The 23,445-nt window shown below is 64.4% G+C and carries 30 protein-coding genes; 23 read left to right on the top strand and 7 right to left on the bottom strand.

Annotated elements, in window-relative coordinates; all coding sequences use genetic code 11:
* Nucleotides 1–12 precede the first annotated feature (12 nt).
* The 5 genes from Amn_RS26685 to lpdA are packed head-to-tail and all read left to right on the top strand — an operon-like array spanning nucleotide 13 to nucleotide 3,791.
* Nucleotides 13–471, top strand: coding sequence for a VOC family protein (locus Amn_RS26685; protein WP_067956086.1), 459 nt, complete (start codon nucleotides 13–15; stop codon nucleotides 469–471).
* Nucleotides 468–1,112: a LysE family transporter gene (locus tag Amn_RS26680; protein ID WP_286293943.1), complete on the top strand. Its 645-nt coding sequence runs from the start codon at nucleotides 468–470 to the stop codon at nucleotides 1,110–1,112. Before Amn_RS26685 ends, Amn_RS26680 begins: the two co-directional genes overlap by 4 nt.
* Nucleotides 1,112–1,606, top strand: coding sequence for a hypothetical protein (locus tag Amn_RS26675; RefSeq protein ID WP_286293941.1), 495 nt, complete (start codon nucleotides 1,112–1,114; stop codon nucleotides 1,604–1,606). The genes Amn_RS26680 and Amn_RS26675 overlap by 1 nt, the downstream gene beginning before the upstream one ends.
* The gene (locus Amn_RS26670) at nucleotides 1,603–2,358 is read left to right on the top strand and encodes an SDR family oxidoreductase (protein ID WP_286293939.1); all 756 of its coding nucleotides are present in this window, start codon (nucleotides 1,603–1,605) and stop codon (nucleotides 2,356–2,358) included. Before Amn_RS26675 ends, Amn_RS26670 begins: the two co-directional genes overlap by 4 nt.
* A gap of 26 nt (nucleotides 2,359–2,384) precedes the next feature.
* Nucleotides 2,385–3,791: a dihydrolipoyl dehydrogenase gene (gene lpdA / locus Amn_RS26665; protein ID WP_286293936.1), complete on the top strand. Its 1,407-nt coding sequence runs from the start codon at nucleotides 2,385–2,387 to the stop codon at nucleotides 3,789–3,791.
* Nucleotides 3,792–3,883: 92 nt separating this feature from the next.
* Here the strand turns inward: lpdA and Amn_RS26660 are convergent, their stop codons facing one another.
* Nucleotides 3,884–4,237: a hypothetical protein gene (locus Amn_RS26660; protein ID WP_083948376.1), complete on the bottom strand. Its 354-nt coding sequence runs from the start codon at nucleotides 4,235–4,237 to the stop codon at nucleotides 3,884–3,886.
* A 189-nt stretch (nucleotides 4,238–4,426) separates the two neighbouring features.
* On the opposite strand from Amn_RS26660, the gene Amn_RS26655 reads away from it, so the two are divergent.
* The gene (locus Amn_RS26655) at nucleotides 4,427–4,900 is read left to right on the top strand and encodes a DUF2867 domain-containing protein (RefSeq protein ID WP_067956093.1); all 474 of its coding nucleotides are present in this window, start codon (nucleotides 4,427–4,429) and stop codon (nucleotides 4,898–4,900) included.
* A gap of 9 nt (nucleotides 4,901–4,909) precedes the next feature.
* On the opposite strand, the gene Amn_RS26650 is transcribed toward Amn_RS26655, so the two are convergent.
* Both Amn_RS26650 and Amn_RS26645 read right to left on the bottom strand, forming a co-directional pair.
* Complete coding sequence (locus tag Amn_RS26650) at nucleotides 4,910–5,980, bottom strand: TraB/GumN family protein (protein WP_286293933.1); 1,071 nt, start codon at nucleotides 5,978–5,980, stop codon at nucleotides 4,910–4,912.
* A gap of 122 nt (nucleotides 5,981–6,102) precedes the next feature.
* Complete coding sequence (locus Amn_RS26645; protein ID WP_286293931.1) at nucleotides 6,103–7,041, bottom strand: tyrosine recombinase XerC; 939 nt, start codon at nucleotides 7,039–7,041, stop codon at nucleotides 6,103–6,105.
* 69 nt (nucleotides 7,042–7,110) lie between these two features.
* Here Amn_RS26645 and rimM point away from each other — a divergent pair, with 69 nt between their 5' ends.
* Both rimM and trmD read left to right on the top strand, forming a co-directional pair.
* On the top strand, nucleotides 7,111–7,707 hold the full coding sequence (gene rimM / locus Amn_RS26640; RefSeq protein ID WP_286293929.1) for a ribosome maturation factor RimM: 597 nt from the start codon (nucleotides 7,111–7,113) through the stop codon (nucleotides 7,705–7,707).
* A complete protein-coding gene (trmD, locus tag Amn_RS26635; RefSeq protein ID WP_286298197.1) occupies nucleotides 7,704–8,405 on the top strand; it encodes a tRNA (guanosine(37)-N1)-methyltransferase TrmD in 702 nt (233 codons plus the stop codon). Before rimM ends, trmD begins: the two co-directional genes overlap by 4 nt.
* A gap of 75 nt (nucleotides 8,406–8,480) precedes the next feature.
* Here the strand turns inward: trmD and Amn_RS26630 are convergent, their stop codons facing one another.
* Nucleotides 8,481–9,236 carry a sulfite exporter TauE/SafE family protein gene (locus Amn_RS26630; protein ID WP_182574003.1) on the bottom strand — a complete coding sequence of 252 codons (756 nt, stop codon included), beginning with the start codon at nucleotides 9,234–9,236 and terminating at the stop codon, nucleotides 8,481–8,483.
* 362 nt (nucleotides 9,237–9,598) lie between these two features.
* Between Amn_RS26630 and rplS the strand changes: the two genes are divergently transcribed.
* From rplS to Amn_RS26615, 3 genes are all read left to right on the top strand, one after another.
* Nucleotides 9,599–10,147, top strand: a complete 549-nt coding sequence (rplS, locus tag Amn_RS26625; protein WP_067956097.1) for a 50S ribosomal protein L19 — start codon at nucleotides 9,599–9,601, stop codon at nucleotides 10,145–10,147.
* Between the two features lie 67 nt (nucleotides 10,148–10,214).
* Nucleotides 10,215–10,730, top strand: a complete 516-nt coding sequence (locus tag Amn_RS26620) for a GNAT family N-acetyltransferase (RefSeq protein WP_182574002.1) — start codon at nucleotides 10,215–10,217, stop codon at nucleotides 10,728–10,730.
* A gap of 157 nt (nucleotides 10,731–10,887) precedes the next feature.
* Nucleotides 10,888–11,685, top strand: a complete 798-nt coding sequence (locus tag Amn_RS26615; protein ID WP_067956101.1) for a basic amino acid ABC transporter substrate-binding protein — start codon at nucleotides 10,888–10,890, stop codon at nucleotides 11,683–11,685.
* Between the two features lie 51 nt (nucleotides 11,686–11,736).
* Here Amn_RS26615 and Amn_RS26610 read toward each other — a convergent pair whose 3' ends face one another.
* On the bottom strand, nucleotides 11,737–12,120 hold the full coding sequence (locus tag Amn_RS26610; RefSeq protein ID WP_246340653.1) for a YybH family protein: 384 nt from the start codon (nucleotides 12,118–12,120) through the stop codon (nucleotides 11,737–11,739).
* Between the two features lie 76 nt (nucleotides 12,121–12,196).
* On the opposite strand from Amn_RS26610, the gene Amn_RS26605 reads away from it, so the two are divergent.
* From Amn_RS26605 to Amn_RS26580, 6 genes are all read left to right on the top strand, one after another.
* Nucleotides 12,197–12,556: a winged helix-turn-helix transcriptional regulator gene (locus Amn_RS26605; RefSeq protein WP_246340652.1), complete on the top strand. Its 360-nt coding sequence runs from the start codon at nucleotides 12,197–12,199 to the stop codon at nucleotides 12,554–12,556.
* Entirely contained in the window at nucleotides 12,553–13,362 is an 810-nt protein-coding gene (locus tag Amn_RS26600) for an amino acid ABC transporter permease (protein ID WP_154386737.1), read from the top strand. The genes Amn_RS26605 and Amn_RS26600 overlap by 4 nt, the downstream gene beginning before the upstream one ends.
* Nucleotides 13,359–13,994 carry a class I SAM-dependent DNA methyltransferase gene (locus Amn_RS26595; RefSeq protein WP_286293918.1) on the top strand — a complete coding sequence of 212 codons (636 nt, stop codon included), beginning with the start codon at nucleotides 13,359–13,361 and terminating at the stop codon, nucleotides 13,992–13,994. The genes Amn_RS26600 and Amn_RS26595 overlap by 4 nt, the downstream gene beginning before the upstream one ends.
* 75 nt (nucleotides 13,995–14,069) lie before the next feature.
* Nucleotides 14,070–14,399 (top strand): DUF3817 domain-containing protein, encoded by a 330-nt coding sequence (locus Amn_RS26590; protein ID WP_286293915.1) that lies wholly within the window; start codon nucleotides 14,070–14,072, stop codon nucleotides 14,397–14,399.
* A complete protein-coding gene (locus tag Amn_RS26585; protein WP_286293913.1) occupies nucleotides 14,396–14,812 on the top strand; it encodes a CopD family protein in 417 nt (138 codons plus the stop codon). Before Amn_RS26590 ends, Amn_RS26585 begins: the two co-directional genes overlap by 4 nt.
* Nucleotides 14,813–14,887: 75 nt before the next feature.
* On the top strand, nucleotides 14,888–15,433 hold the full coding sequence (locus Amn_RS26580; protein WP_067956109.1) for an MgtC/SapB family protein: 546 nt from the start codon (nucleotides 14,888–14,890) through the stop codon (nucleotides 15,431–15,433).
* On the opposite strand, the gene Amn_RS26575 is transcribed toward Amn_RS26580, so the two are convergent.
* Nucleotides 15,430–15,909, bottom strand: coding sequence for a MarR family winged helix-turn-helix transcriptional regulator (locus Amn_RS26575; RefSeq protein ID WP_154386734.1), 480 nt, complete (start codon nucleotides 15,907–15,909; stop codon nucleotides 15,430–15,432). The genes Amn_RS26580 and Amn_RS26575 overlap by 4 nt on opposite strands.
* Before the next feature lie 71 nt (nucleotides 15,910–15,980).
* Here Amn_RS26575 and Amn_RS26570 point away from each other — a divergent pair, with 71 nt between their 5' ends.
* The 3 genes from Amn_RS26570 to Amn_RS26560 all read left to right on the top strand — a co-directional run bounded on the left by Amn_RS26570 (nucleotide 15,981) and on the right by Amn_RS26560 (nucleotide 19,957).
* On the top strand, nucleotides 15,981–16,874 hold the full coding sequence (locus tag Amn_RS26570; RefSeq protein ID WP_067965941.1) for a haloalkane dehalogenase: 894 nt from the start codon (nucleotides 15,981–15,983) through the stop codon (nucleotides 16,872–16,874).
* A 290-nt stretch (nucleotides 16,875–17,164) separates the two neighbouring features.
* Nucleotides 17,165–18,574: a 3-isopropylmalate dehydratase large subunit gene (gene leuC, locus Amn_RS26565; RefSeq protein WP_067956110.1), complete on the top strand. Its 1,410-nt coding sequence runs from the start codon at nucleotides 17,165–17,167 to the stop codon at nucleotides 18,572–18,574.
* Nucleotides 18,575–18,739: 165 nt separating this feature from the next.
* Complete coding sequence (locus Amn_RS26560) at nucleotides 18,740–19,957, top strand: GGDEF domain-containing protein (RefSeq protein WP_067956112.1); 1,218 nt, start codon at nucleotides 18,740–18,742, stop codon at nucleotides 19,955–19,957.
* A 10-nt stretch (nucleotides 19,958–19,967) separates the two neighbouring features.
* On the opposite strand, the gene Amn_RS26555 is transcribed toward Amn_RS26560, so the two are convergent.
* Entirely contained in the window at nucleotides 19,968–20,318 is a 351-nt protein-coding gene (locus Amn_RS26555) for a hypothetical protein (RefSeq protein ID WP_067956114.1), read from the bottom strand.
* Between the two features lie 413 nt (nucleotides 20,319–20,731).
* Between Amn_RS26555 and sdhC the strand changes: the two genes are divergently transcribed.
* The 3 genes from sdhC to sdhA are packed head-to-tail and all read left to right on the top strand — an operon-like array spanning nucleotide 20,732 to nucleotide 23,385.
* On the top strand, nucleotides 20,732–21,148 hold the full coding sequence (sdhC, locus tag Amn_RS26550) for a succinate dehydrogenase, cytochrome b556 subunit (protein WP_067956116.1): 417 nt from the start codon (nucleotides 20,732–20,734) through the stop codon (nucleotides 21,146–21,148).
* Between the two features lies 1 nt (nucleotide 21,149).
* Nucleotides 21,150–21,545, top strand: coding sequence for a succinate dehydrogenase, hydrophobic membrane anchor protein (sdhD, locus tag Amn_RS26545; protein ID WP_067956118.1), 396 nt, complete (start codon nucleotides 21,150–21,152; stop codon nucleotides 21,543–21,545).
* A gap of 4 nt (nucleotides 21,546–21,549) precedes the next feature.
* The gene (sdhA, locus tag Amn_RS26540; protein WP_115733587.1) at nucleotides 21,550–23,385 is read left to right on the top strand and encodes a succinate dehydrogenase flavoprotein subunit; all 1,836 of its coding nucleotides are present in this window, start codon (nucleotides 21,550–21,552) and stop codon (nucleotides 23,383–23,385) included.
* Nucleotides 23,386–23,445 lie beyond the last annotated feature (60 nt).

Here is a 23,445-nt window from a genome sequence, read left to right as displayed (position 1 = left end):
CGAGACGGTCGCATGGCTTTCGAACCAGACATTCCCGCAATCCAGGTGCATCTGTGCGTCAAGGACGGCAAGGAGGCGATCGCCTTCTACGAAAAGGCGTTCGATGCCGTCGAGACCTTCGAGCAGATGGCCGATGACGGCGTGCGTGTACTGCATGCCAACCTCGCCATGTTCGGCAGCGAGGTGATGCTGCATGACGAGTTTCCCGAATTCGGCGGCGATGTGTTGTCGCCGCTCTCCCGCGGCGGCGCCAGCATGACCGTCAACATCAATTTGAAGCTGCCCGGCCAGGTCGACCAGGCGGTCGAGCGCGCGGTGGCGGCTGGTGCGAAGACTGTGATGGAGCCAGACGACATGTTCTGGGGCGCACGCTACGCCAAGATCCAGGATCCGTTCGGCCATGTCTGGGCGTTCAATGCGCCCTTGGGCAATGCGTCACTGGGCGCGCAGTCGGGGAGTGACAAGGCATGACGCAATATGCGTTCGAATTTGCCGGCCTGCTGGCCGTGTTCTCGGTGCTGATGGTGGTGCCGGGTGCCGATTTCGTCATGGTGGTACGCCAGAGCATCGTGCATGGCCGCCGTGCCGCCATCATCACCAGCTTCGGCATCGGCGTGTCGCTGCTGTTTCATGTCAGCTACACCATTTTGGGCATCGGGCTGATCGTGTCGAAGTCGTTGCTGCTGTTTTCGCTGATCAAGTGGGCCGGTGCGGCCTATCTGCTCTATCTCGGTATCAAGGCGCTTCGCGCCGGGCCGATGGAGATGGCGTCGGTCGAAGTGCAGGCGGGCGCAAGTGAGCCGCGGGAGATTTCTGCTGTGCGCTGCTTCCTGACGGGCTTCGTCACCAATGCGCTCAACCCCAAGGCGGTGCTGTTCTTCCTGCCGCTGTTCACGGCGATGGTCAGCCACAAGACGCCCGCCGCGGTGAAGGGCGTCTACGGGCTGTTGATGGCCGTGGTGCTGATTGCCTGGTTTGTCGGCGTGTCGATGTTCTTCACCATGGCCTCGGTGCGCGAGCGCTTCGTCGCCTGGGGCCGCTGGTTCAACAAGGTGACCGGCATGATCTTCATCGGGCTTGGCGTGAAGCTCGCGACCGTGCAGGCCGGCTGATGCGGCTTCAGGCATTGATCACGGCTGTAGCGGTGCTGTCGGCGACGGTGGCGCAAGCGGCATGCCCGATCGAGCTTGCTGTCTATGGCGACCGCGACGGTGCCGCCGAGATCGACTTCCGGCCGACGCTGGAATCGGCAACCGTGACCAACAGCTTCAAGATGGTGATGGACAATTCCATCGTGCTCGACGGCGTGGTGATGTGGTCGCAGGACGTGGCGCGGCCGAACGGCATGCTGATGCATCAGTGCCCGGAAGGCGACGTGACCGGCGAGGAGATCGAAGCCTGCACGGTGTGGCAGGGTGTGATCTACAGCGTCGACGAGCAGGGCGATGTCGGGCTTCTGCCGCGCGAGCGCATCGCGGCGGCCGCGCCGAAGAAACTTATCTTCTCCGACCTGGGCCACGGGCTCAGGGCATCTGCAGCCTATGGTCCCCAAGGCTTTTCCAAAGTGCCGTGGGACGTGTTCGAGCTGAAGGGGTGCCAGGAATGAGCGCTCAGGGAAAAGTCCTGCTGGTTACAGGCGGCAGCCGCGGTATCGGGGCCGCCATCTGCAGGCTGGCGGCCAAGGCCGGCTATTGCGTGGCGTTCAGCTACGTGTCCAACGCTGCCGCGGCCACAGCACTGGTGGCCGAGCTGAAGTCGGCAGGCGGCGATGCCATCGCCATCAAGGGCGATGTCGGTAACGAGGCCGACGTGCTCGCCATGTTCGCCGAGGTTGACCGCGCCTATGGCCGGCTCGACGCCTTCGTCAACAATGCCGGCGTGGTCGACATGAAGGCGCGCGTCGACGAGATGAGCGCCTTCAGACTCGAGCGCATGATGCGCATCAACGTCGTCGGCTCGATCCTGTGCGCCCGCGAGGCGGTGAAGCGCATGTCGAGCCTGCATGGTGGCGCGGGTGGCGCCATCGTCAACATCTCGTCGGCGGCCGCCTCGCTCGGCTCGCCCGGCGAATATGTCGACTATGCCGCCTCCAAGGGCGCGATCGACACCTTGACCATCGGGCTTGCCAAGGAAGTGGCAACCGAGGGCGTGCGCGTCAACGCGGTGCGTCCCGGCATCATCGACACCGAAATCCACGCGTCGGGCGGTCAGCCCGACCGGATCGCTGCCATTCGCGGGCTCGTGCCGATGAAACGCGAAGGCAAGGCGGAAGAAGTTGCCCGCGCCGTCATCTGGCTTTTGTCGGATGAGGCATCATATACGACGGGCTCGATTTTGAATGTGAGCGGCGGTCGCTGACCGCCCCAGGCAAGAAGGAAAGAACAATGGCATATGACGTCGTCGTAATCGGCTCGGGCCCAGGCGGCTATGTGTGCGCCATCAAGGCGGCACAGCTCGGATTGAAGGTCGCCGTGGTCGAGAAGAACGCGACCTTCGGCGGCACCTGCCTGAACATCGGCTGCATTCCCTCCAAGGCGCTGCTGCATGCGTCGGAAATGCTGGCCGAGGCGCAGCATTCCTTCGACGCGCTCGGCGTCGAGGTCGGCACGCCGAAGATGAACCTGAAGAAGATGATGGCGCACAAGGATGCGACCGTCGCGGCCAACGTCAACGGCGTGTCGTTCCTGTTCAAGAAGAACAAGATCGAAAGCTTCCAGGGCATCGGCAAGGTGTTGGGCGCCGGCAAGGTTGGCGTGACCGGGGCCGACGGCAAGACCCAGGAAATCGAGACCAAGAACATCGTCATCGCCACCGGCTCCGACGTCGCCGGCATTCCGGGCGTCAATGTCGAGTTCGACGAGAAGGTGATCATCTCGTCCACCGGCGGCCTGTCGCTGGAGAAGGTGCCTGCTCATCTGGTGGTTGTCGGCGGCGGCGTCATCGGCCTCGAGCTCGGCTCGGTCTGGGCGCGCCTCGGTGCCAAGGTGACTGTTGTCGAGTATCTCGACACCATCCTGGGCGGCATGGACGGCGACGTCGCCAAGCAGTTCCAGCGCATGCTGGCCAAGCAGGGCTTCGAGTTCAAACTCGGCTCCAAGGTGACGGGTGTCGCCAAGGCCAAGAAGGGCGCGACGGTGACCTTCGAGCCGGTAAAGGGAGGAGACACTGAGACCATCGAGGCCGATGTCGTGCTCGTTGCCACCGGCCGTCGGCCCTACACTGACGGTCTGGGGCTCAAGGAAGCCGGCGTCGAGATGGACGAGCGTGGTCGGGTCAAGACCGACGGCCATCTGCGCACCAACGTTGCCGGCATCTATTCCATCGGCGACGTCGTCGTCGGCCCGATGCTGGCACACAAGGCAGAGGACGAGGGCGTGGCGGTTGCCGAGATCATCGCCGGCCAGGCCGGCCATGTGAACTACGACGTCATCCCCGGTGTGGTCTACACCAGCCCCGAAGTGGCTTCGGTCGGCAAGACCGAAGACGAGCTCAAGAAGGCCGGCGTTGCCTACAAGGTCGGCAAGTTCCCGTTTACCGCCAACGGCCGGGCGCGCGCCATGCTGCACACCGACGGCTTCGTGAAGGTGCTGGCCGACAAGGACAGCGACAGGGTGCTGGGCGTGCACATCGTCGGCTTCGGCGCCGGCGAGATGATCCACGAAGCGGCGGTGCTGATGGAATTCGGCGGCTCGTCGGAAGATCTCGGCCGCACTTGCCATGCGCACCCGACGATGTCGGAAGCGGTGAAGGAAGCGGCACTCGCCACCTTCTTCAAGCCGATCCACATGTAAGAACCGCTGGATCGCTTCGGTCCGCAGTTCGTTTCGAACCAAATTGAAACGGCCCGCTCGATGAGCGGGCCGTTTGCATTTGAGCTGGTGCCTTAGCCGCCGGAAGGTGCCGGGGCCGGAGCCGTTGTGCCGCCGCCCGAAGGCGCTGGCTCGGCCGGAGCCGGAGTGGCCGGTGCGGGTGCAGGCTCGGCAGGTGCCGGCGCGGGGGCCGGTTCAGCAGGCGCGGGCGCCATCGTGCCCGACGGTGCCGGAGCAGCAGGTTCGGCCGGAGCTGGTGCCGGGGCCGTCGCCGCCGGTGGCTCGGCGGGTGCCGGAGCTTCGGCGGTCTTGGGACCGAAGATGTAATAGGCCACCGCGGCGAGCAGCACGACGATGATGGCTATCAGCCACGTGCTGCCCATGCTCGACTGGCCGGCCGGGCGTCCTGGATCTGGATTGTTCACCATTGAGATCTCCCTCAGCTGCGCTCCGCAATCGTTGCGTGAACATCGCAATCAACGCGCGAAGGCCGTTTCGGTTTCACTTTGACGTGAAAATTTCGAAACGAACGTTCCGGCGGCGTCGTTTCGCCACGCTCCAAAGGCGATCAAACAGGAATAGGCTCGGTCAGGTTGCAATGAGCAGAGGCCAAGAACATGCCAGTGGTGCCTGTCTTTCCCGATGCCGCGCAAATATTGCCCGGCGCGAGTTTCGCCGACAAATTTACCGTTGTGGTGCATGGCCAGCGTCTTGACGTCGGGACTGCGGCCGAGCGGGTGTTCCGCCATCGGCCGAGTTGGATCGGGGCACTGATGACGCTGCGCAATGTGATGGTCAGGCCGTTCGGCTTGAAGACTCGCGACGAAGACCTTGCGCCGGAGCTGGAACGGAAGGGGATGTTCCCTGTGCTGAGCCAGTCCGGGCAGCGGATGGTGCTTGGCTTGGACGACCACCATCTCGATTTCAGGCTGCTTGTCGAATTGACAGAGCTTGGTGGGGGCCGGCAGGAGGTCAGCGCAACAACGTTGGTCAAGCCGCACAACTGGCTCGGCCGAACCTATCTCACCATTGTCCTGCCGTTCCACAGGATCATCGTTCCGGCCATGCTGGCGCGGGCTGCCAAGCCTTAGAAGCAGTTGTCAGCGGTCGGCCACCGTCACGGTGTAACCGGCCTTGCGGAACAACTCGACCAGCCCGTCCGGGCCGGGCAGGTGCAGCGCGCCGACGGCCATGAAGGCGTCGCCCGGGCCGACGAGCGGCCCGGCGCGCTCGACCATGGTCTTGTTGCGCGTCGTCACCATCGCTTCCTCGAAGGCGGCATAGCTGGTTTCGTCGCCGGCTGAGCTCGGCAGCGCATTGCGGAACAGCGGCCAGAACATGCCGGTGTCGCCGCGCTGGTAGAGCACGACCATCGTTTCGATGACATCGTTCATGCGGTTGCCGAGCTTGAGGGTTTCGACAAGGCCCTTGATATGGAATTCGATCGGCAGCGACGCCATCGCCGAGAGCTGGTCGGCCGCACTTTCGAGGCCCTTGACCTGCTTGCCGGCCGCCTTGGCCTGCTGGGCCAAGAGGATGTCGAGCACCGGCGCGCCGCCGGACTTGCGGGCGAGCTCGCAGGCTGGAAGGGCGACCATCGCCGACAGCATCCACGGCTTCATCTTGGTCACGCTTGCCGGCGGGATGCCGCGCGCTTCCAGCGCCGCATTGACGATCTTTGCTTCCTCTGCCGACAGCAACGACGGCAATGTCGTCGCATCGGTGAACATCATCAATTCGGGCTGTTTCATCAGGCCGGCGACCATCGCCTGCTGGTCGAGCACATCAGTGGTTTCGATGACCAGCGTGTGCGATCCGTCGAAGGCCTTTTGCGCCGCCGGCTCAAGCACGGTGACGCGCGGATCGGTGACATGCATGGTGCCGTAGAGCCAGGACGGCTTCTGGCCGGGCTTTTCCAGCTTCCACAACAGGCCCTGGCCGTTGAGCGTGTCCCTGGCCTCGGTTTCGATCCTGGCGAGCGCTGCCGGGTCGCTCTTCTGCAACTCGGTCAGCATGTCGGAGCCAGTGCAAACAGGCGCCTCGGCATGTGCCTTGCCGGCGAGCAGGAAGGCGATGGCGAAGAACAGGATGAAGAACAGCATGTTGAGTGCTGCAAGCAGCTTCAACGACAACAGCGAGGTGCGATCGGCAATGGCAACGAGACGTGTCATGCTGCTGGTGTAACGGTCAAAAACGGCAAAACGGTTAATGCGGTGGTGACAATTGTCGAGCCGCAAGAGCTGTTGCAGGCGAAATATGCTCCGGAAATCGGGGGCGACTTTCGGACGAGGCGTCAGGCACGCGGGTGGGCGGCTTCGTAGATTTCCAGCAGCCGCGCCGTGTCGACGCCGGTGTAAATCTGGGTCGTCGACAGGCTGGCGTGGCCGAGCAGTTCCTGGATGGTGCGCAAGTCGCCGCCTCGGCCGAGCAGGTGGGTGGCAAAGGAATGGCGCAAAGCATGCGGGGTTGCCGTATCGGGCAGGTTGAGTGCTGCGCGCATCTTGCGCATCTCGCGCTGGATGATTGCCGGATCGAGCTGGCCGCCGCGCGCGCCGCGAAACAGGGCGCCGCCGGCGCCGAGATGGTAGGGGCAGAGCTTGCGGTATTCGGCGACGGCCTGGAGTGCAACTGATAGAACCGGCACGAGACGGGTCTTGCCGCCCTTGCCCGAAACGCGCAGCACGGTGTCGGCAGGCGTGGCCAGTTCCGCGCCGGACAGGTTGAGTGCTTCGGAAATACGCAGGCCTGAGCCATAGAGCAGGGTCAGCACGGCGGCATTGCGCGCGGCGATCCATGGTTCTTCGGCGAGCTGTTCGCCCACCGAGACGACACGCTTGGCATCGACCGCGGTCAGCGGTTTGGGCAGCGATTTCGGTTGCTTCGGCGCCCTGAGGGCCGACGAACCGGCTGCATTGACCAGGCCCTGGCGTTCGAGGAAGCGCAGCAGCGAGCGAACGCCGGCAAGGCCGCGCCCGAGCGTGCGGGCACCGGCGCCGTCGGCGCGGCGCGAGGCAAGGAAGCCGCGCAGGTCGGCCGGGCGCAGGTCGCTGATGTCGGAAATGCCGGGTGGGCCGCCATTGTGGCCGGTCAGGAACTGCAGGAACTGGCGTGTGTCGCGCTCATAGGCATCGACCGTTGCTGCCGAGAGGCGACGTTCGCCGGCAAGCGCCTTCAGCCAGCCTTCGCGGGCTGATTGCAGGTCGGGTTTTGCGGCGATGAGGAATTCCTGCATTGGCAGCGGGCGTCCGATTGGAATATGGCAGTGTTGAACGCGTGAAGTTGACAAGCAGTGAAGCAGGCGATGGCCAAACCCCAAAATCCTATCCAGATGGCCGTGATCGGCGCCGCCCATGGCATCAAGGGCGAGTTGCGGGTCAAGACCTTCACCGGCGACCCGCTGGCCTTGGCCGACTATGGCCCGCTCTATGCCAAGGACGGGCGCGCTTTCGAGATCGCTGCGATCCGGCCTGCCAACGAGGTGGTGGTGGTGCGTTTCAAGGGCGTGGCCGACCGCAACGCGGCCGAGGCGCTGACGGGCACGGAGCTGTTCGTCGACCGTTCGGCGCTGCCCGACGATGGTGACGAGGGCGAGTTCTATCACGCCGACCTGGTCGGCCTTCAGGTTCGCGATGAAACCGGCGCACCGGTGGGCAAGGTGTTTGCCGTGCAGAATTATGGCGGCGGCGACATTTTGGAAATCCAGTACCAGGGCCGCAAGGGCGTGCTGATCCCGTTCACCCAGGCCGCGGTGCCGGTCGTCGATGTATCAGGCGGCTTCGTGGCCATCGACACTGTGGCGGCCGGACTTGTCGATGACGAGGACGACGAAGACGCACCCTCCGATGGCGAGTTCGACGAACGGCCGCGCGGCCCGAAGGACGCCGGGGGCAATCGCTGATGTTCCGAGCAACCGTGCTCACGCTTTATCCGGAAATGTTTCCGGGCGCGCTGGGGCTGTCCCTGGCCGGGCGGGCGATGGAGCGCGGCGACTGGGCGCTGGAGTCGGTGCAGATCCGCGACTTCGCCACCGACAAGCACCGGACCGTGGACGATTCTCCGGCCGGCGGCGGCGCCGGCATGGTGCTGCGTGCCGACATCATCGCCAAGGCCATCGACCACGCTTCGCCCGAGGGTGACGAACGTCCGCGCATCCTGATGAGCCCGCGCGGCAAGCCGCTGACCCAGGAGCGGGTGCGCGAGCTGGCGGCGGGGCCTGGTGCTGTGATCCTGTGCGGGCGCTTTGAAGGCGTCGACCAGCGCGTGATCGATGCACGCGAGCTGGAAGAGATTTCCGTTGGCGACTTCATCCTCTCCGGCGGCGAGCCGGCAGCACTGGTGCTGCTCGACGCGGTGGTGCGGCTTCTGCCCGGCGTGATGGGCAACGACGTCTCGGGTGACGAAGAGAGCTTTGAGGGTGGGCTGCTCGAGCACCCGCATTACACCCGGCCGCAGGAGTTCGAGGGCCGGGCCATCCCCGAGGTGCTGACCTCGGGCAATCACGGCAAGATCGCCAAATGGCGGCGGGCGGAGGCGGAAAAGCTGACCAGGGAGCGACGACCGGATTTGTGGGCCGCGCGTGCGGGGAAGAAGGGGTAGGCGTTAGCCCCGTCCCTCATCTGCCTGTGAGCACCCTCTCCCGGTGAACGGGGAGAGGTGAGAAGCGACGGCGTTTCAGCCTTTTGTGAAGTAATAGCCCGCAAGGAACAGCCCGACCGCGACGACGAAGGTGCGTACGAGCGCTTGGGGGACGCGGCGGGCGGTCCAGACGCCGGCGTAGCCGCCGAGCGCGACGCCCGGCACCATGATCGCGGCATGGGTCCAGGCGACGACACCGCCCGAGGCGAAGATGATGATGGCAACCGCGGCGATGACGATTGAGAGCATGTTCTTGAGCGCGTTGAGGCGGTGGTAGTCGCCGCCTTCGGTGAGGCCGAGGGTGGCCAGCATCATCACGCCCATGCCGGCGCCGAAGAAGCCGCCATAGATCGAGGTGAAGAACTGAACGATGCGGCCGGCGAGCGAGGCCGGTGCATCAGCGGCGCGCGCGGCGAGCTTCTTCGGGCGCAGCCACGGGCCGGCGGCAAAGAGGGCGGTGGCGGCGAGCAGAAGCCACGGCACGAGCGCACCGAAGGCGACATTGTCGAGCGAGAGCAGGATGAGCGCTCCGGCCAGCGCGCCAACGGCCGAAATGATGGCAAAGGCGACGGCGCCGCGCCACATCTGCCTGATGTCGGCCATGTAGGCCCAGGTCGACGTGATGTAGCCGGGGAACTGGGCGATCGACGAGGTGGCGTTGGCCGAGATCGGCGGGACGCCGAGCATGGTCATGGCGCCGAAAGTGAGGAAGGTGCCGCCGCCGGCGATGGCATTGACGACTCCCGATAGGAAGCCGGCGAGGAAGAGGATGCCAATTGTGACGAGGGACACGGGCTGCCTGAGAGGTGGTTTGCGTTCGTTGCTCTCTAGGAAGCTGACGCAGGGAAGGCAAGGCACGTTGTCCTATACCTCGGTGAAACTGGCTTTGTGGCCGCCGGCCGCCATCCTTCGCTGGACCGCTGCACACAAGGCGCGTAAAAAAGAAGCGGCAAAGGCGTGACAAATGGCCGAAATAGCGCTATGTGCCCGCCCGAACCGGACGAATAATCGACCGGACCCGTCAACAGTGACGGTGTAGTCGCCCCTGCCAGAAGGCCCGCAAGGGAAGAAGGCATACCCAAGCGGTCATTTGGAACTGCAAGGCGAGCGTTGGGCGCTCTGGCTGTCGGAAGAACAAGAAGTGGATTTTTGAGATGGATATCATCCGCCAGCTCGAGGCCGAACAGGCCGCCAAGATCGAAGCCAAGCGCACCCTGCCGGAATTCCAGCCGGGCGACACCGTACGCGTCCAGGTGCGCGTCACCGAAGGCTCGCGTACCCGCGTCCAGGCCTATGAAGGCGTCGTCATCGCTCGCGCCGGCTCGGGCTTCCAGGAAAACTTCACCGTCCGCAAGATCTCCTATGGCGAAGGCGTGGAACGCGTGTTCCCGGTCTATTCGCCGATGATCGAGGGCGTCGAGATCGTCCGTCGCGGCAAGGTGCGTCGCGCCAAGCTTTACTACCTGCGCGATCGTCGCGGTAAGTCGGCTCGTATCACCGAGAACACCGGCGTCCGCGCCCGCAAGCTGAACGACGCCGAGCGTGCCGCACTGGTCGCCGAGAAGGCCCGTATCGAAGCCGAGAAGGTTGCCGCAGCCCAGGCGCTGGCCGCCGAGAAGGCCGCTCAGGAAGCCGCCGAGAAGAAGGCAGCAGCCGAGGCCGCCAAGGCAGCTGAAGCCGCCGCTGAGACCGCAGCCGAGTAATTTCCGGACTTGATTTCGAAAGGGCGGCTTCGGCCGCCCTTTTGCGTTTGGGGAGGATTTGTTGGTGGTGAGCTCGCGGGATTTCGTCGTGCGTCGGCTTATGCTGGGCGAGGGCGCTGCCTATCGCAAGCTGCGGTTTGCTGCGCTTGAAAACGCGCCGCTGGCTTTCAGCTCGAGCCCGGAAGACGAGGCGCACCTGACCGACGCCGATTTCGAGGCGCGGATCAGCCTTGCCGAACCCGATGCGGTGTATGGCGTATTTGGCGATGGCGAGCTCGTCGGCGTCGCGACCTTCATCGGCGACAAGCGGCGCAAGACACGGCACAAGGGCGCGATGTTCGGCGTTTATGTCGATCCGGTCTGGCGCGGCACGGGTTCCGCCCGGGCGCTGGTGCGGCAGGTGATCGACCATGCGACCGAACGCGGCCTTGCACTGCATGCCCATGTGATTGCCGACAATCTGCCGGCACTCAGGCTCTATCTCGGTCTTGGATTCGTCAGCTACGGCGTCGAGCCGAGAGCGCTGCTGGTCGACGGCGTGTTTCATGACGAGCATCTGCTGATTTACCAGCCGGGTGGCTGAGGCCGGGGTTTGTTTCGCAAACGGGCCAAAAGCGAAACAGATACAGTGCATTCGGCTGTGCCAGCGCATCGTCCATGCTTGCAAGCACGCTTGGGACGGCTAAAGTCTGGCGCAAATCGACCGGCGCCGCCGGTCTTCTTGTTTCGGGGAACGCATCATGTCTAATTTCAAACTGTCGCTGGCCGGCGCGCTGGCTGTCGTGCTTCTGCCCTTGGCCGCCATGGCCCAGAGCCTGCCGGATCTTGGCGGCAAGTCGGTCGTCGTGGTGACCGAAAATGCCTATCCGCCGCTGCAGTTCATCGACCCCAAGACCGGCAAGCAGATCGGCTGGGAGTACGACGCCATGGACGAGATCGCCAAGCGTCTGAACGTCAAGATCGAGTACCAGAACACCTCGTGGGACGCCATGATCCAGGCGGTCTCGGACGGCCAGTACCAGATCGGCATGACCGGCATCACCATCAAGGACGAGCGCAAGGAGAAGGTCGACTTCTCCGACCCCTATATGCGGTCACAGCAGTTCATGCTGGTGCGATCAGACGAGAGCCGCTTCACTGACGCCAAGAGCTTCGGTGCCCTCAAGGACGGCCTGATCGCGGCGCAGCCGGGCACCTCGCCTTTCTACACCGCCGTCTACGAGATCCTCGACGGCAACGAGCAGAACCCGCGCATCAAGCTGTTCGAGACCTTCGGCGCCACCGTGCAGGCGCTCAAGGCCGGCGACGTCGACCTCGTGCTGACCGACAGCGTCGCCGCCCAGGGTTATGTCGACGCCTCGGAAGGCAAGCTCAAGGTGGTGGGCGAGCCGCTGGGCAGCGAGGATTTCGGCTTCATCTTCAAGAAGGGCTCGGACCTCGTCGCTCCGATCAACCAGGCGATCGCGGCGCTGAAGGCTGACGGCACCTTCGACAAGCTGAACAAGAAGTGGTTCCTCGACTACAAGATGGGCCAGTGATTGCGCTGCCGTCTCCTCCATCTGGCGGAGACGGCAAACTGTTGGTCGAGCCTAGGCTCGGTAGCGGCTGGCGCCGGCGTGGTCGACGACATAGAGCCACGTGCCGTCGGCCTGCCTGCGCACGATCTCGGCAGTGAAGCCGAAATAGAGGGGGCGGCCTTCGTCATCGACGATCGCGAAATCGGCGCGCAGCAGCGCCAGGTCGCCATGCTCGACGCAGAAGGTGTTTTGCGACCTCATCGTGCCGGGCATGCGCACGAGCCGCTCAAGTTCTTCGGCGATGGCGGCCTTGCCGGCAAAGCCCTCGCCGCCGGCATCGACCAGCAGGCGGGCATCTTCCTCGTAGAGCCCAAGCAGAGCCTCGACATCGCCGCTGTTGCGGATGGCGGCAAAAGTTTCGTTCATGTCGGCCGGCCGGTAGACTTTTGATGACATTGGCTTTCTCCTGTTTCGGCGACCAGAACACGCCCTTGCAGAGCTATCCAAACGGGTACCCCGAATGAGTGCAGAGATGACTGCGACCAGCGAGCGCGAAGTGCCGATGCCGCGACGGCCGGAGCTATGTCCGGTGGAAGACTGGCTCTCTTTTCTCGGCCATCGCTGGAACGCGCTGGTGTTGTGGCAGCTGTCGGTGGGCGCGAAGCGGCATGGCGACCTGATGGCACGGCTGCCCGGGGTCACCGCCAAGGTGCTGTCGGAGCGGTTGGACGGCCTGTTGAGACGCGGCCTTGTCGAGCGCGACGCAGTTTCAGCTTTCCCGCGCGGCGTCGTCTATTCGTTGACGGCGGGCGGTCGCCGGGTGGTCGCCTTGCTCGACCAGTTCGAGACGCTGCCGCATTCTTTTGCCGGGCCGCGGCAGGACGCAGCATGAGCCAGTACCGGGTCAAGAAGGACGATTTCCCGTGGTGGCTGGTGGCTGCCGTGGCGATCGGTGTGGTTTCGGCGGTGACCATCGCGGCCAGCGACGTGTACGGCCAGATCCTGTCGACCCTCGTCAAAGGGCTTTGGGTAACACTTTTCGTCACCATCGTCGCCTTCGCAATGGCCTCGGCGCTCGGGCTGCTCATCGCCCTGCTCGGGCTGTCGAATTCCAAGCTGCTGCGTCAGGTTTCGCGTTTCTATGTCGAGATCATTCGCGGCCTGCCGATCCTGGTGCTGCTGTTCTGGATCGCTTTCGTCGGCGCGCCGGCCTTCGTCGTGGCGTGGAACTGGGTGACGCTACCGCTGCAATCGGCGGGGCTGGTCGAGCCGATGCAGGTGCGCGACTTCTCGCTACTGTGGCGGGCGATCATTGCGCTCACGATCGCCTATTCGTCCTTCATCGCCGAAATTTTCCGCGCCGGCATCCAGGCCGTCGATGTCGGCCAGATCGAGGCGGCGAAGGCGCTGGGATTGTCGCGCACCCAGCGCTTTCGGCTGATTGTCTGGCCGCAGGCATTCAGGACCATCCTGCCGCCCTATGGCAACGACTTTATCGCCATGGTGAAGGATTCCTCGCTGGTGTCGGTGCTTGGCGTCGCCGACATCACCCAGATGGCCAAGGTCTATGCCTCGGGCTCATTCCGCTTCTTCGAGACCTACTCTATCGTAGCCTATGTCTACCTGCTCCTGACCGTCGGGCTGTCGCTCAGCCTGCGGGCGCTGGAGCGGCGGATGCGCAGGGATTTCACGCCATGACCGGAGGTGCCGACAAGACTGCGCTCGCCATGGTCTATGCGGCAGAGACAGAAATGCAGCTGGCGGCGGCCTATGCGGCCTGGGCGAACGGCTACGACACCGAGACAGCGGCGCTGGGATACTGCCTGCCCTTCCTGATCGCGGCGTGGGTGGCGCGGCACGTGCCCAAGGGCGAAGGACCGCTGCTCGATGCCGGTTGCGGCACCGGACTGTCGGGGCCGTATCTCCAGGCGCTTGGATATGACGACATCGAAGGGCTCGACTTCTCCGAGGAAATGCTCGAACTGGCGCGGGCACGCGGCGGCCACAGCGCGCTGACGCAGGCGGCACTCGGCGGTCCGTTGCCTTGGGCGGATCGGCATTTCGCCGCCGTCTTCTCGACCGGCGTGTTCACGGCGGGCCATGCGCCGGCATCGAGCCTGGACGAATTGGTCCGGATCACGCGGCCGGGTGGCTTCGTCATCTTCACCGTCCGCGACGTGGTCCTGGAAGCGGGCGGTTTCCAGGATAAGTTCACTGAACTTGTGGCGACCGGAAGATGGCAGGCGGTCGAGGAGAGCCCTGCTTTCCGGGCCTTTGCCGTGGCCGAACCGGATGTGCTGGTCAAGGCGTATATATTCAGGGTTGTCTGAAATGTCGCGCGTCATTCGGCCTCTGCGACCGGATGGACGATTGCGAGCGGCACGGCCGCGGACAAATCTCGCGGCATGGAAACCATTCGCAAGATCCTCTCCAATCCACTCTCCCGCCTGCGCTTCGCGGGCCTGTTCGAGGGAAGCACGCTGCTTTTCCTCGTGCTGTTTGCTGTCCCGATGAAACATCTGGCCGGCTATCCCGCAATCGTCAGCACGGCCGGGCCGGTCCACGGCCTCGCCTTCGTCTTCTACGTCGTGTGCCTGGTCGACAATTTCTCCGGCGGTGGTTGGTCGCTCAGGGAGATGCTGCGCACCGGCCTCGCCTGCCTCGTGCCCTTCGGCACCTTCATCAATGATCGCTTCCTCGCCGCCAGGGCGGCCAACCAGACGGCAGGGCAATGAGCTATCTCGTCATCAAGTCTCTGCATGTCGTGGCGATGGTGGTCTGGCTGTCAGGCATGATATCAGTGCCGCTGGCATTGTCGCACATGGCCCGGAATGGCGGCATCGATTCGCGGCAGGCGGCGCAGTTGCGCGCCGGCTTCTCGATGCTGTCGACGCCGGCGATGATGATCGTCTGGGCGCTGGGGCTCTATCTCGCTTATGACCTCGGCTCTTTCGGCGACGCCTGGCTGCACGCCAAGCTGGCGCTTGTCGTGGCGATGTCGGGCCTGCATGGCGTGCTGTCGGGCCAGTTGCGGCAGCTCGCAGGCGCCAGGCTGGCGAAGCCTGCCGGCATCCTGCTGAAGCTGCATTGGCTGGTCGGCCTGCTGTTGCTCGGCATTGTCGGGCTGGTGATCATCAAGCCGTTCTGAGCGAAGCGGGCTGTTCCGGGCGAGGAACCACCCTTGCCATGGCGCGTTGGGAGCCGAACCAATCATGAGGCCCCCATGGAACAGCTCGTCGAAGAATTCGGCCATCCGACCTACACCTCGTTTCCCGTCATCGTCGCGCGCATGCTGCTGGCTGCCGTCTTCGGCGCGGCCATCGGCTTCGAGCGTGAATGGCGCAACCGGCCGGCGGGTCTGAGGACACATATTCTCGTCTGTGTGGCGGCGGCGACCTTCGCGCTGCTGACCATCGAGATCGTGCATGCGCCGATGTTCGGACCGGAGGTGCTGAAGGACGGCGCCAAGGTCGATCCGATCCGCGTCGTCGAGGCGGTGACCGCCGGCGTCGCCTTCCTTGCCGCGGGCGTGGTGTTTTTCAGCAGGGGCGAGGTGCAGGGGCTGACGACGGGTGCCGGTATGTGGCTGGCGGGCGCCATCGGCCTCGCTGCAGGCCTTGGGCTCTGGCAGATCGCGGCCTTCGTCACCCTGCTCGCACTGTGCGTTCTCGGCTTGCTGCACCGCTTCGAGGTCAAGTTCGACCTCAGCGAGGACAAACGCGACGAAAAGCCGGGTGCGCATAGCCCGGGCAAGGGCAAGGCCGGCTAGTCAGCCTTCGTCTCATCGCCTGGGCGGGTCGTCACGTCGTCGCGCACCTTTTCGAACAGCAGCCGCAGCGCCTGCCGCAACGCCTCCATCTCTTGCGGGCTGGTCAGTTCGGCCCAGCGCTCGTCAACCTTGCGCCCTGTGGCGGCGGCGATGGGGCGCACGGCCTTGCCGCGTTCCGTGAGGAAGACCAGCCGGCCGCGGCGGTCGTTGGGATCGGGTCGGCGCTCGACATAACCAAGCTTCTCCAGCTCCTCCACCGCCTGGGCCATCGTCTGCTTGCGGACATGGGCGAGCTTGGTCAGTTCGCTGACCTGGATGCCTTGCGATGGGGTGAAGGTGAAGACGTTGGCGTGCGGCGGACGAATGTCGCCGAAACCGGCAGCGTCGAGGGCGGTGTCGACGGCCTGGGTCCAATGCTGGTGGACCAGGCGCAGCAACAGGCCGAGCGGCGGATTTTCCGGGATCGTCTCTTTCAAGATGGACAGGTGCCTGACTAATTGATATTAGACAGGCACCTTACTACTTGAGCGACGGGAAGGAAAGCCAGATGCCTGCAATCAGCGTACTCGACTCGACAATCTCCTATGTGGATGTGGGGCACGGCGTGCCGTTCGTGTTCCTGCACGGCAACCCGACATCGTCCTATCTGTGGCGCAACGTGCTTCCCGGCATGGGCGACGGCGTGCGCCGGCTTGCGCCCGACCTGATCGGCATGGGCGGTTCAGGCAAACCTGACATTGCCTACAGCTTCGACGATCACGCCCGCTATCTCGACGCCTGGTTCGAGGCGATGGGGCTGGAGGAGGTGGTGCTTGTCGGTCACGACTGGGGCGGGGCGCTGGCCTTCGACTGGGCCGCGCGCCATCCCGGGCGGGTGCGCGGCATCGCCGTGATGGAGACGATCGTGCGTCCGATGAGCTGGGCCGACTTCGCCGAAAGCGCCCGGCCACGCTATGAGGCACTTCGCGGCGCGGGCACCGGCGAGGCCAAGGTGCTGGACGAGAACTTCTTCATAGAGTTCGCCCTGCGCGCCACCGTGCTCAATGGGCTGAGCGACGGGGATCTCGACGTCTATCGCAAGCCCTATCCGACCCGCGAAAGCCGGCGGCCACTGCTCGCCTGGCCACGCGCCATGCCGATCGACGGCGAGCCAGCCGATGTGATTGCCCGCATCGAGGCCTATGACCGCTGGCTGGCGGCGAGCGGCGGCGTGCCGAAGCTGCTTTTAACCTTCGAAGGTTCGATGGAAACGTTGATGATCGGGGAGGAGATGATCCGGTGGTGCGCCGACAACATTGCCAGCCTCGAGATCGAGAACTGCGGTCCAGCCCGGCATGCGGCGCCGGAAGACCAGCCGGAAGCGATTGCTGCCGCTGTTTCAGGCTGGGCCGACCGGCATGGGCTGCGCCGCGGCGAGGCTGCGCTGGCGCGCATCGTATAGCTTCTTGCGGGCATCCGTGGACGCTCCGCCATCTTGCCGCTTGGGCCAGGCGGAGCTTGCGATTGCCGGAACGTCAAAAGATTGGTATTGAGCCGCTTATGGAAGCACTCTTTGGAGATCCGGCCTACAAGGGTTTCGTGCTGCAGGACCACAAGCGCCTGCCGTCGCGATTCTTTGCCCGGATTTCAGGCGCGTTGACCAGCCGACTTATCTAGTCGCTTGCGCCGAGCCGACGGGCCTTTGGCGCGCCCTTTAGCCTTCCCAAGTTTCATATCGACGGATCCAAAGCCATGAGCGCACCGCGTACCCTCTACGACAAGATCTTTGACGACCACGTCGTCGACCGCCAGGAAGACGGCACCTGCCTGCTCTACATCGACCGTCACCTCGTGCACGAAGTGACGAGCCCGCAGGCCTTCGAAGGCCTGCGTATGACCGGCCGCAAGGTCCGTCATCCCGAGAAGACGCTCGCCGTGGTCGACCACAACGTGCCGACCTCGCCGGACCGCAAGAACGGCATCAAGAACGAGGAAAGCCGCATCCAGGTCGAGGCGCTGGCCAAGAACTCGGCCGATTTCGGCGTCGAGTATTACTCCGAAAACGACAAGCGCCAGGGCATCGTCCATATCGTCGGCCCCGAGCAGGGCTTCACCCTGCCGGGCATGACCATCGTCTGCGGCGACAGCCACACCTCGACGCATGGTGCTTTTGGTGCATTGGCGCACGGCATCGGCACCTCGGAAGTGGAACACGTCCTGGCGACCCAGACGCTGATCCAGAAGAAGGCCAAGAACATGCTGGTACGTGTCGACGGCCAACTGCCGGAAGGCGTGACCGCCAAGGACATCGTGCTTGCCATCATCGGCGAGATCGGCACCGCCGGCGGCACCGGCTACGTCATCGAATATGCTGGCGAGGCGATCCGTGCCCTGTCGATGGAAGGCCGCATGACGATCTGCAACATGTCGATCGAAGGCGGCGCCCGCGCCGGCCTGATCGCGCCCGACGAGAAGACCTACGCCTACGTCAAGGACAAGCCGCGCGCGCCGAAGGGCAAGGCCTTCGAGATGGCGCTCGACTACTGGAAGACGCTGCATTCGGACGAAGGTGCGCATTTCGACAAGGTCATCGTGCTCGACGCAGCCAAGCTGCCGCCGATCGTTACCTGGGGCTCGTCGCCCGAGGACGTGGTCGCCGTCACCGGCGTGGTGCCGGATGCCGAGGCGATCGAGGACGAGACCAAGCGCAACTCCAAGAAGCGCGCGCTCGACTATATGGGCCTGACCGCCGGCACCAAGATCACCGACATTTCGGTCGACCGCGTCTTCATCGGCTCTTGCACCAATGGCCGCATCGAAGATTTGCGCGCCGTCGCCAAGGTCGTCGAGGGCCGCAAGGTCGCCTCGACTGTCAGCGCGATGATCGTGCCGGGCTCGGGCCTGGTCAAGGAACAGGCGGAAGCCGAAGGCCTCGACAAGATCTTCGTGGCGGCTGGCTTCGACTGGCGCGAGCCGGGCTGCTCGATGTGCCTGGCCATGAATGACGACCGCCTCAAGCCGCATGAGCGCTGCGCCTCGACCTCGAACCGCAACTTCGAGGGCCGCCAGGGCTTCAAGGGCCGCACCCATCTGGTGTCGCCGGCCATGGCTGCGGCCGCTGCCATCGCCGGCCACTTCGTCGACATCCGCGACTGGCACTGACGACGGCGGCCTCAGGGCCGCAGCAGAAACAGACAAGGCGGCGGAGCACATGCTTCGCCGCTTTTTTGTCTCAAGCCTCTGGGATGACCGGTATTTCGGCCCTTGCGTTAACGTCTTTTTCGCCGGGCTGTGGTGTCATCCGCGCGAAGGAGATTGCAGTCGACGATGACCGGCGCCGAGTTCATACTTGCGATCAACGTGTTTGTTGCCGGCCTCCTGGCCGGCGCTTTCATGTCGATCGCCATCTATGACGGGCGTCGCAACTCGGCGCGCTGGTTCGCGCTCTGCTACCTCGCCGGCATCGTCTATATCGGGACCGAGTTCGCGATCCCTATGTTCGAAGACACGCGGTTCATCGTCACCGCCAACTTCGTCGCCTTCCTGGCCACGCTGATGGTCATGAACGTCGGCTTGGCTATCCGCTACGAGGCGCAGCCGGCATGGCGGCTGATGGCAGCGTTTCTCGTTGTGACGACGATAGCCGTCTTTGCCACGCAGGGCTTCGCCCGCGATTCGCTGCTGCGCATGATGACCTACCAGACGCCTTATGCGATCGCCCAAGCCGTCGGTGCCGCTACAATACTGCGCTCGCGCCGGCAGCTCAGCCAGTTCGACTACGTGCTGGCGGGCGTGCTCTTCGCCAGCGCGCTGCAGTTCTTCTCCAAGCCTTATCTAGCGCTCGCCGTCGGCGGCCCGGGAGCCGATCCGCATCACTATCTGCAGAGCACCTATGCGATGATCTCGCAGGCGCTGGGCACGGTGTTCGCGCTGTCGATCGCGCTGATGCTGCTGGTGATTCTGGTGCGCGACATCCTGCTCGACGCGACACAGAAGTCGGAGACCGACGCGTTGTCGGGCCTGCTCAACCGCGGCGGCTTCCAGCGCCGGGCGGCCAGCGCGATGCGCGACGCGGTGCGCCAGGGGCTGCCGATCACGCTTGTCATCTCCGACCTCGATCACTTCAAGTCGATCAACGACAGTTACGGCCACGCCTCGGGCGATCGTGTCATCGAAGCATTTGCCCAGTTCATCCGCGAATCGATGGCCGGTCATCACGTCGCCGGCCGGATCGGCGGCGAGGAATTCGCAATCATCCTGCCGGGCGCGCATCTGGCCTCGGCGCGGCTGTTCGCCGAAGGCGCGCGCTCGGCATTCTCCGGCATGCCGATCGATGGCCTACCGGACGATTGCCGCTTTACCGCAAGCTTCGGTGTCGCCGAACTGGTGGCCGGCGAAAGCATCGACCAGTTGATGGTGCGGGCCGACTCAGCGCTTTACGAAGCCAAGAAGGACGGGCGCGACTGCGTTCGGGTGTGGGGCGCGGTGCAGCTGTTTTCGGACTCGACCGTGGTGCCGTTCGGCCTCAAACCGCCGAGCCGGTAGCCGCGCAGTTTCAGCGGCAGACCAGGCCGGGCTGCGGGATTTCACCTTCGGAGAAACCATACATGTAGCTGCGGCCCTTGAGCAGCATGGGCGGGCGGTAGCAGTGGCGCTGCGCGCTGGGGCCGTCGAGATAGACGACCTTCGGTCCGGTCGAACCGGTGTAGGCTGCGAGCTTGCGGGCCGAAGCGCCCTCGCCGACGATGATGCGCTTGTAGCCAGTGGTGCTCTCGACGATCAGGTTGCCGAACGAATCGGCATAAACGCGGTCGTGGCTGCCTCCTGCGGCGGCCGGAGAGGTCAGCGCGACGCCGGCGGCAAGCATGAAAGACGCAAATGTGGTCAAAGCCAGTGCGGGACGCATCGGGCAAATCTCCCTGTTCGATCGAACCGGAGATTAACCGTTTCTTAATCATTGTTAAGGCTTGGCGTCTGCTTGGACGGAAAAGATTAACAAACATGGTTAATTATCTGTTGCGCTGATATGCCTGCAGCCTGTCCAAGCCAACGAACGGGTAGCCTGATATCGTCCCGATGGGGGATGCCGTCATTGCCTGTTTCGTCGGCACGTCTGGTGACGACTCACCCACTGGGGTAGTGGCGGCATTTGTTCAATCGATTGAAGCCGTGATGCGACTAAATAGGTGCGCCAGAACGGTTTTCTGACTTTGACGCGGTGCAAAAAGAGCTTTAGAAAGCGCGCAGTCCGACGTCGCAAAACGGTGCGACGGCGCCGTATTCAAACATAGCCACGCTCGGATGCAGACCGGGGGAGCCATGAGCAAATCACAAGCAACCCAAGCCACATCGCGTGCGCGGCCTTTGTCGCCGCACCTGAGCATCTATCGTCCGCCGGTGACGATGACGACCTCGATCCTGCACCGCATCACCGGCTGCGCGCTGTATTTCGGCACGCTGCTGGTCGCCTGGTGGCTGATCGCGGCGGCGACGTCGCAGGAGTATTTCGACTTCGTCAGTTGGGTCTATGGCAGCTGGATCGGCCAGCTGGTGCTGCTCGGCTACACCTGGGCCTTGATGCTGCACATGCTGGGCGGCATTCGTCACCTGGTCTGGGACACCGGTGCTGCGCTCGAAAAGGAAACTGCCTCCAGGTTCGCCTGGGCGACGCTCGTCGGTTCGGTGGTGCTGACGGCGGCGGTCTGGATCGTCGGCTACATGGTGCGGGGAGCATAAGATGAGCGGCTCGAACAACGACATGCGCACCGCGCTTGGCAAGGTCCGCGGCCTGGGTTCGGCCCGCGAGGGTACCGAACATTTCTGGCGCCAGCGCCTGACGGCGGTCGCCAACATCCCGTTGATGTTGTTCTTCGTCGGCCTCTTGATCGCGCTCAACGGTGCCGATTTCGCCACCGTGCGCGCCTCGTTCGCCAATCCTCTGGTGTCGCTTGTGCTGGCGCTGGTGCTGGTCTCGGGCCTCTACCACATGCGCCTCGGCATGCAGGTGGTGATCGAGGACTACGTGCATGGCGAGCTGCTCAAGGTGACGCTCATCATGCTCAACACTTTCTTTACCGTAGCTGTCGGCGTCGCTTCGCTCTTCGCCCTGCTCAAACTTGCATTTGGAGGCTGAAACGGTGGCCAAGGACGGCAAGACCAGCGGAGCTTCCGCCTATACCTATGTCGATCACAAGTTCGACGTCGTCGTCGTCGGTGCCGGCGGTGCCGGCCTGCGTGCCACGCTCGGCATGGCTGAGCAGGGGCTGAAGACCGCCTGCATCACCAAGGTGTTCCCGACCCGCTCGCACACGGTTGCGGCTCAGGGCGGTATCGCCGCCTCGCTGCAGAACATGGGCCCCGACTCCTGGCAGTGGCACATGTACGACACCGTCAAGGGTTCCGACTGGCTCGGCGATGTCGACGCGATGGAGTATCTGGTGCGCGAAGCGCCGGCTGCGGTCTATGAGCTCGAGCACTATGGCGTGCCGTTCTCGCGTACTGAAGAGGGCAAGATCTACCAGCGGCCGTTCGGCGGCCACATGATGAATTATGGCGACGGACCGCCCGTGCAGCGCACCTGCGCTGCCGCCGACCGCACCGGCCACGCCATACTGCACACGCTCTACGGCCAGTCGCTGAAGAACAACGCGCAGTTCTTCATCGAGTATTTCGCCCTTGACCTGATCATGGAGCCGGATGGCACCTGCACCGGTGTCGTGGCCTGGAACCTCGACGACGGCACAATCCACCGCTTCTCGGCCAAGATGGTGGTGCTGGCGACCGGAGGCTACGGCCGCGCCTATTTCTCGGCGACCTCGGCCCATACCTGCACCGGCGACGGCGGCGGCATGGCCGCGCGTGCCGGCCTGCCTTTGCAGGACATGGAGTTCGTGCAGTTCCACCCGACCGGCATCTATGGTTCGGGCTGCCTGATCACCGAAGGCGCGCGTGGCGAGGGCGGTTATCTCGTCAACTCCGAAGGCGAGCGCTTCATGGAGCGCTACGCACCATCGGCCAAGGACCTGGCATCGCGCGACGTGGTTTCGCGCTGCATGACGCTGGAGATCCGCGACGGTCGCGGCGTCGGCAAGAACAAGGACCACATCTTCCTGCATCTCGACCACCTCGATCCGGCGGTCCTGCATGAACGCCTGCCCGGCATTTCCGAGTCGGCGAAGATCTTCGCCGGTGTCGACGTGACCCGCGAGCCGATCCCGGTGCTGCCGACGGTGCACTACAACATGGGCGGCATCCCGACCAACTATTGGGGCGAGGTGCTGAATCCGACCAAGGCGAACCCGGACCGCGTGTCGCCCGGCCTGATGGCCGTCGGCGAGGCCGGTTGTGCTTCGGTGCATGGCGCCAACCGTCTCGGCTCCAACTCGCTGATCGACCTCGTGGTGTTCGGTCGCGCCGCCGCCATCCGCGCCGGCCAGGTCGTCGACCGCAACGCGCCGATCCCGTCGCCCAACGCCGCTTCGGTCGAGAAGATCATGGATCGTTTCGACCGCCTGCGCCACGCCAATGGCGGCACGCCGACGGCAGTGCTGCGCGAGAAGATGCAGAAGGCGATGCAGGAGGACGCTGCCGTGTTCCGCACCCAGGAATCGCTGGAGCAGGGCTGCAAGCGCATCTCCGAGATCTGGGGCGAGATGAAGGACATCAAGGTCTTCGACCGCTCGATGATCTGGAACTCGGACCTGGTGGAGACGCTGGAGCTCGAAAACCTGATGTCGAACGCCATCGCAACCGTCTATGGCGCGGAAGCACGCAAGGAAAGCCGTGGCGCGCATGCCCGCGAGGACTTCTCGGCCCGTGACGACGAGAACTGGCGCCAGCACACGCTGGCCCACGTCGCCGAGGACGGCAAGGTGACGCTGACCTACCGGCCGGTGCACACCGAGCCGCTGCTCAAGGAAGAAGACGGCGGCATCTCCCTGGCCAAGATCGCACCCAAGGCGCGGGTGTACTGAGCCATGGTCGAGACGCGGCGCTGCGCAAGACAAGCTGGAGGGCCTGAAACGGCCGTCCTC

The sequence above is a fragment of the Aminobacter sp. Y103A genome (assembly GCF_030294925.1).
Taxonomy (GTDB): domain Bacteria; phylum Pseudomonadota; class Alphaproteobacteria; order Rhizobiales; family Rhizobiaceae; genus Aminobacter; species Aminobacter ciceronei.
The sequence above is the reverse complement of the archived record's forward strand: the minus strand, read 5'-3'. Positions and strand labels throughout refer to the sequence as shown.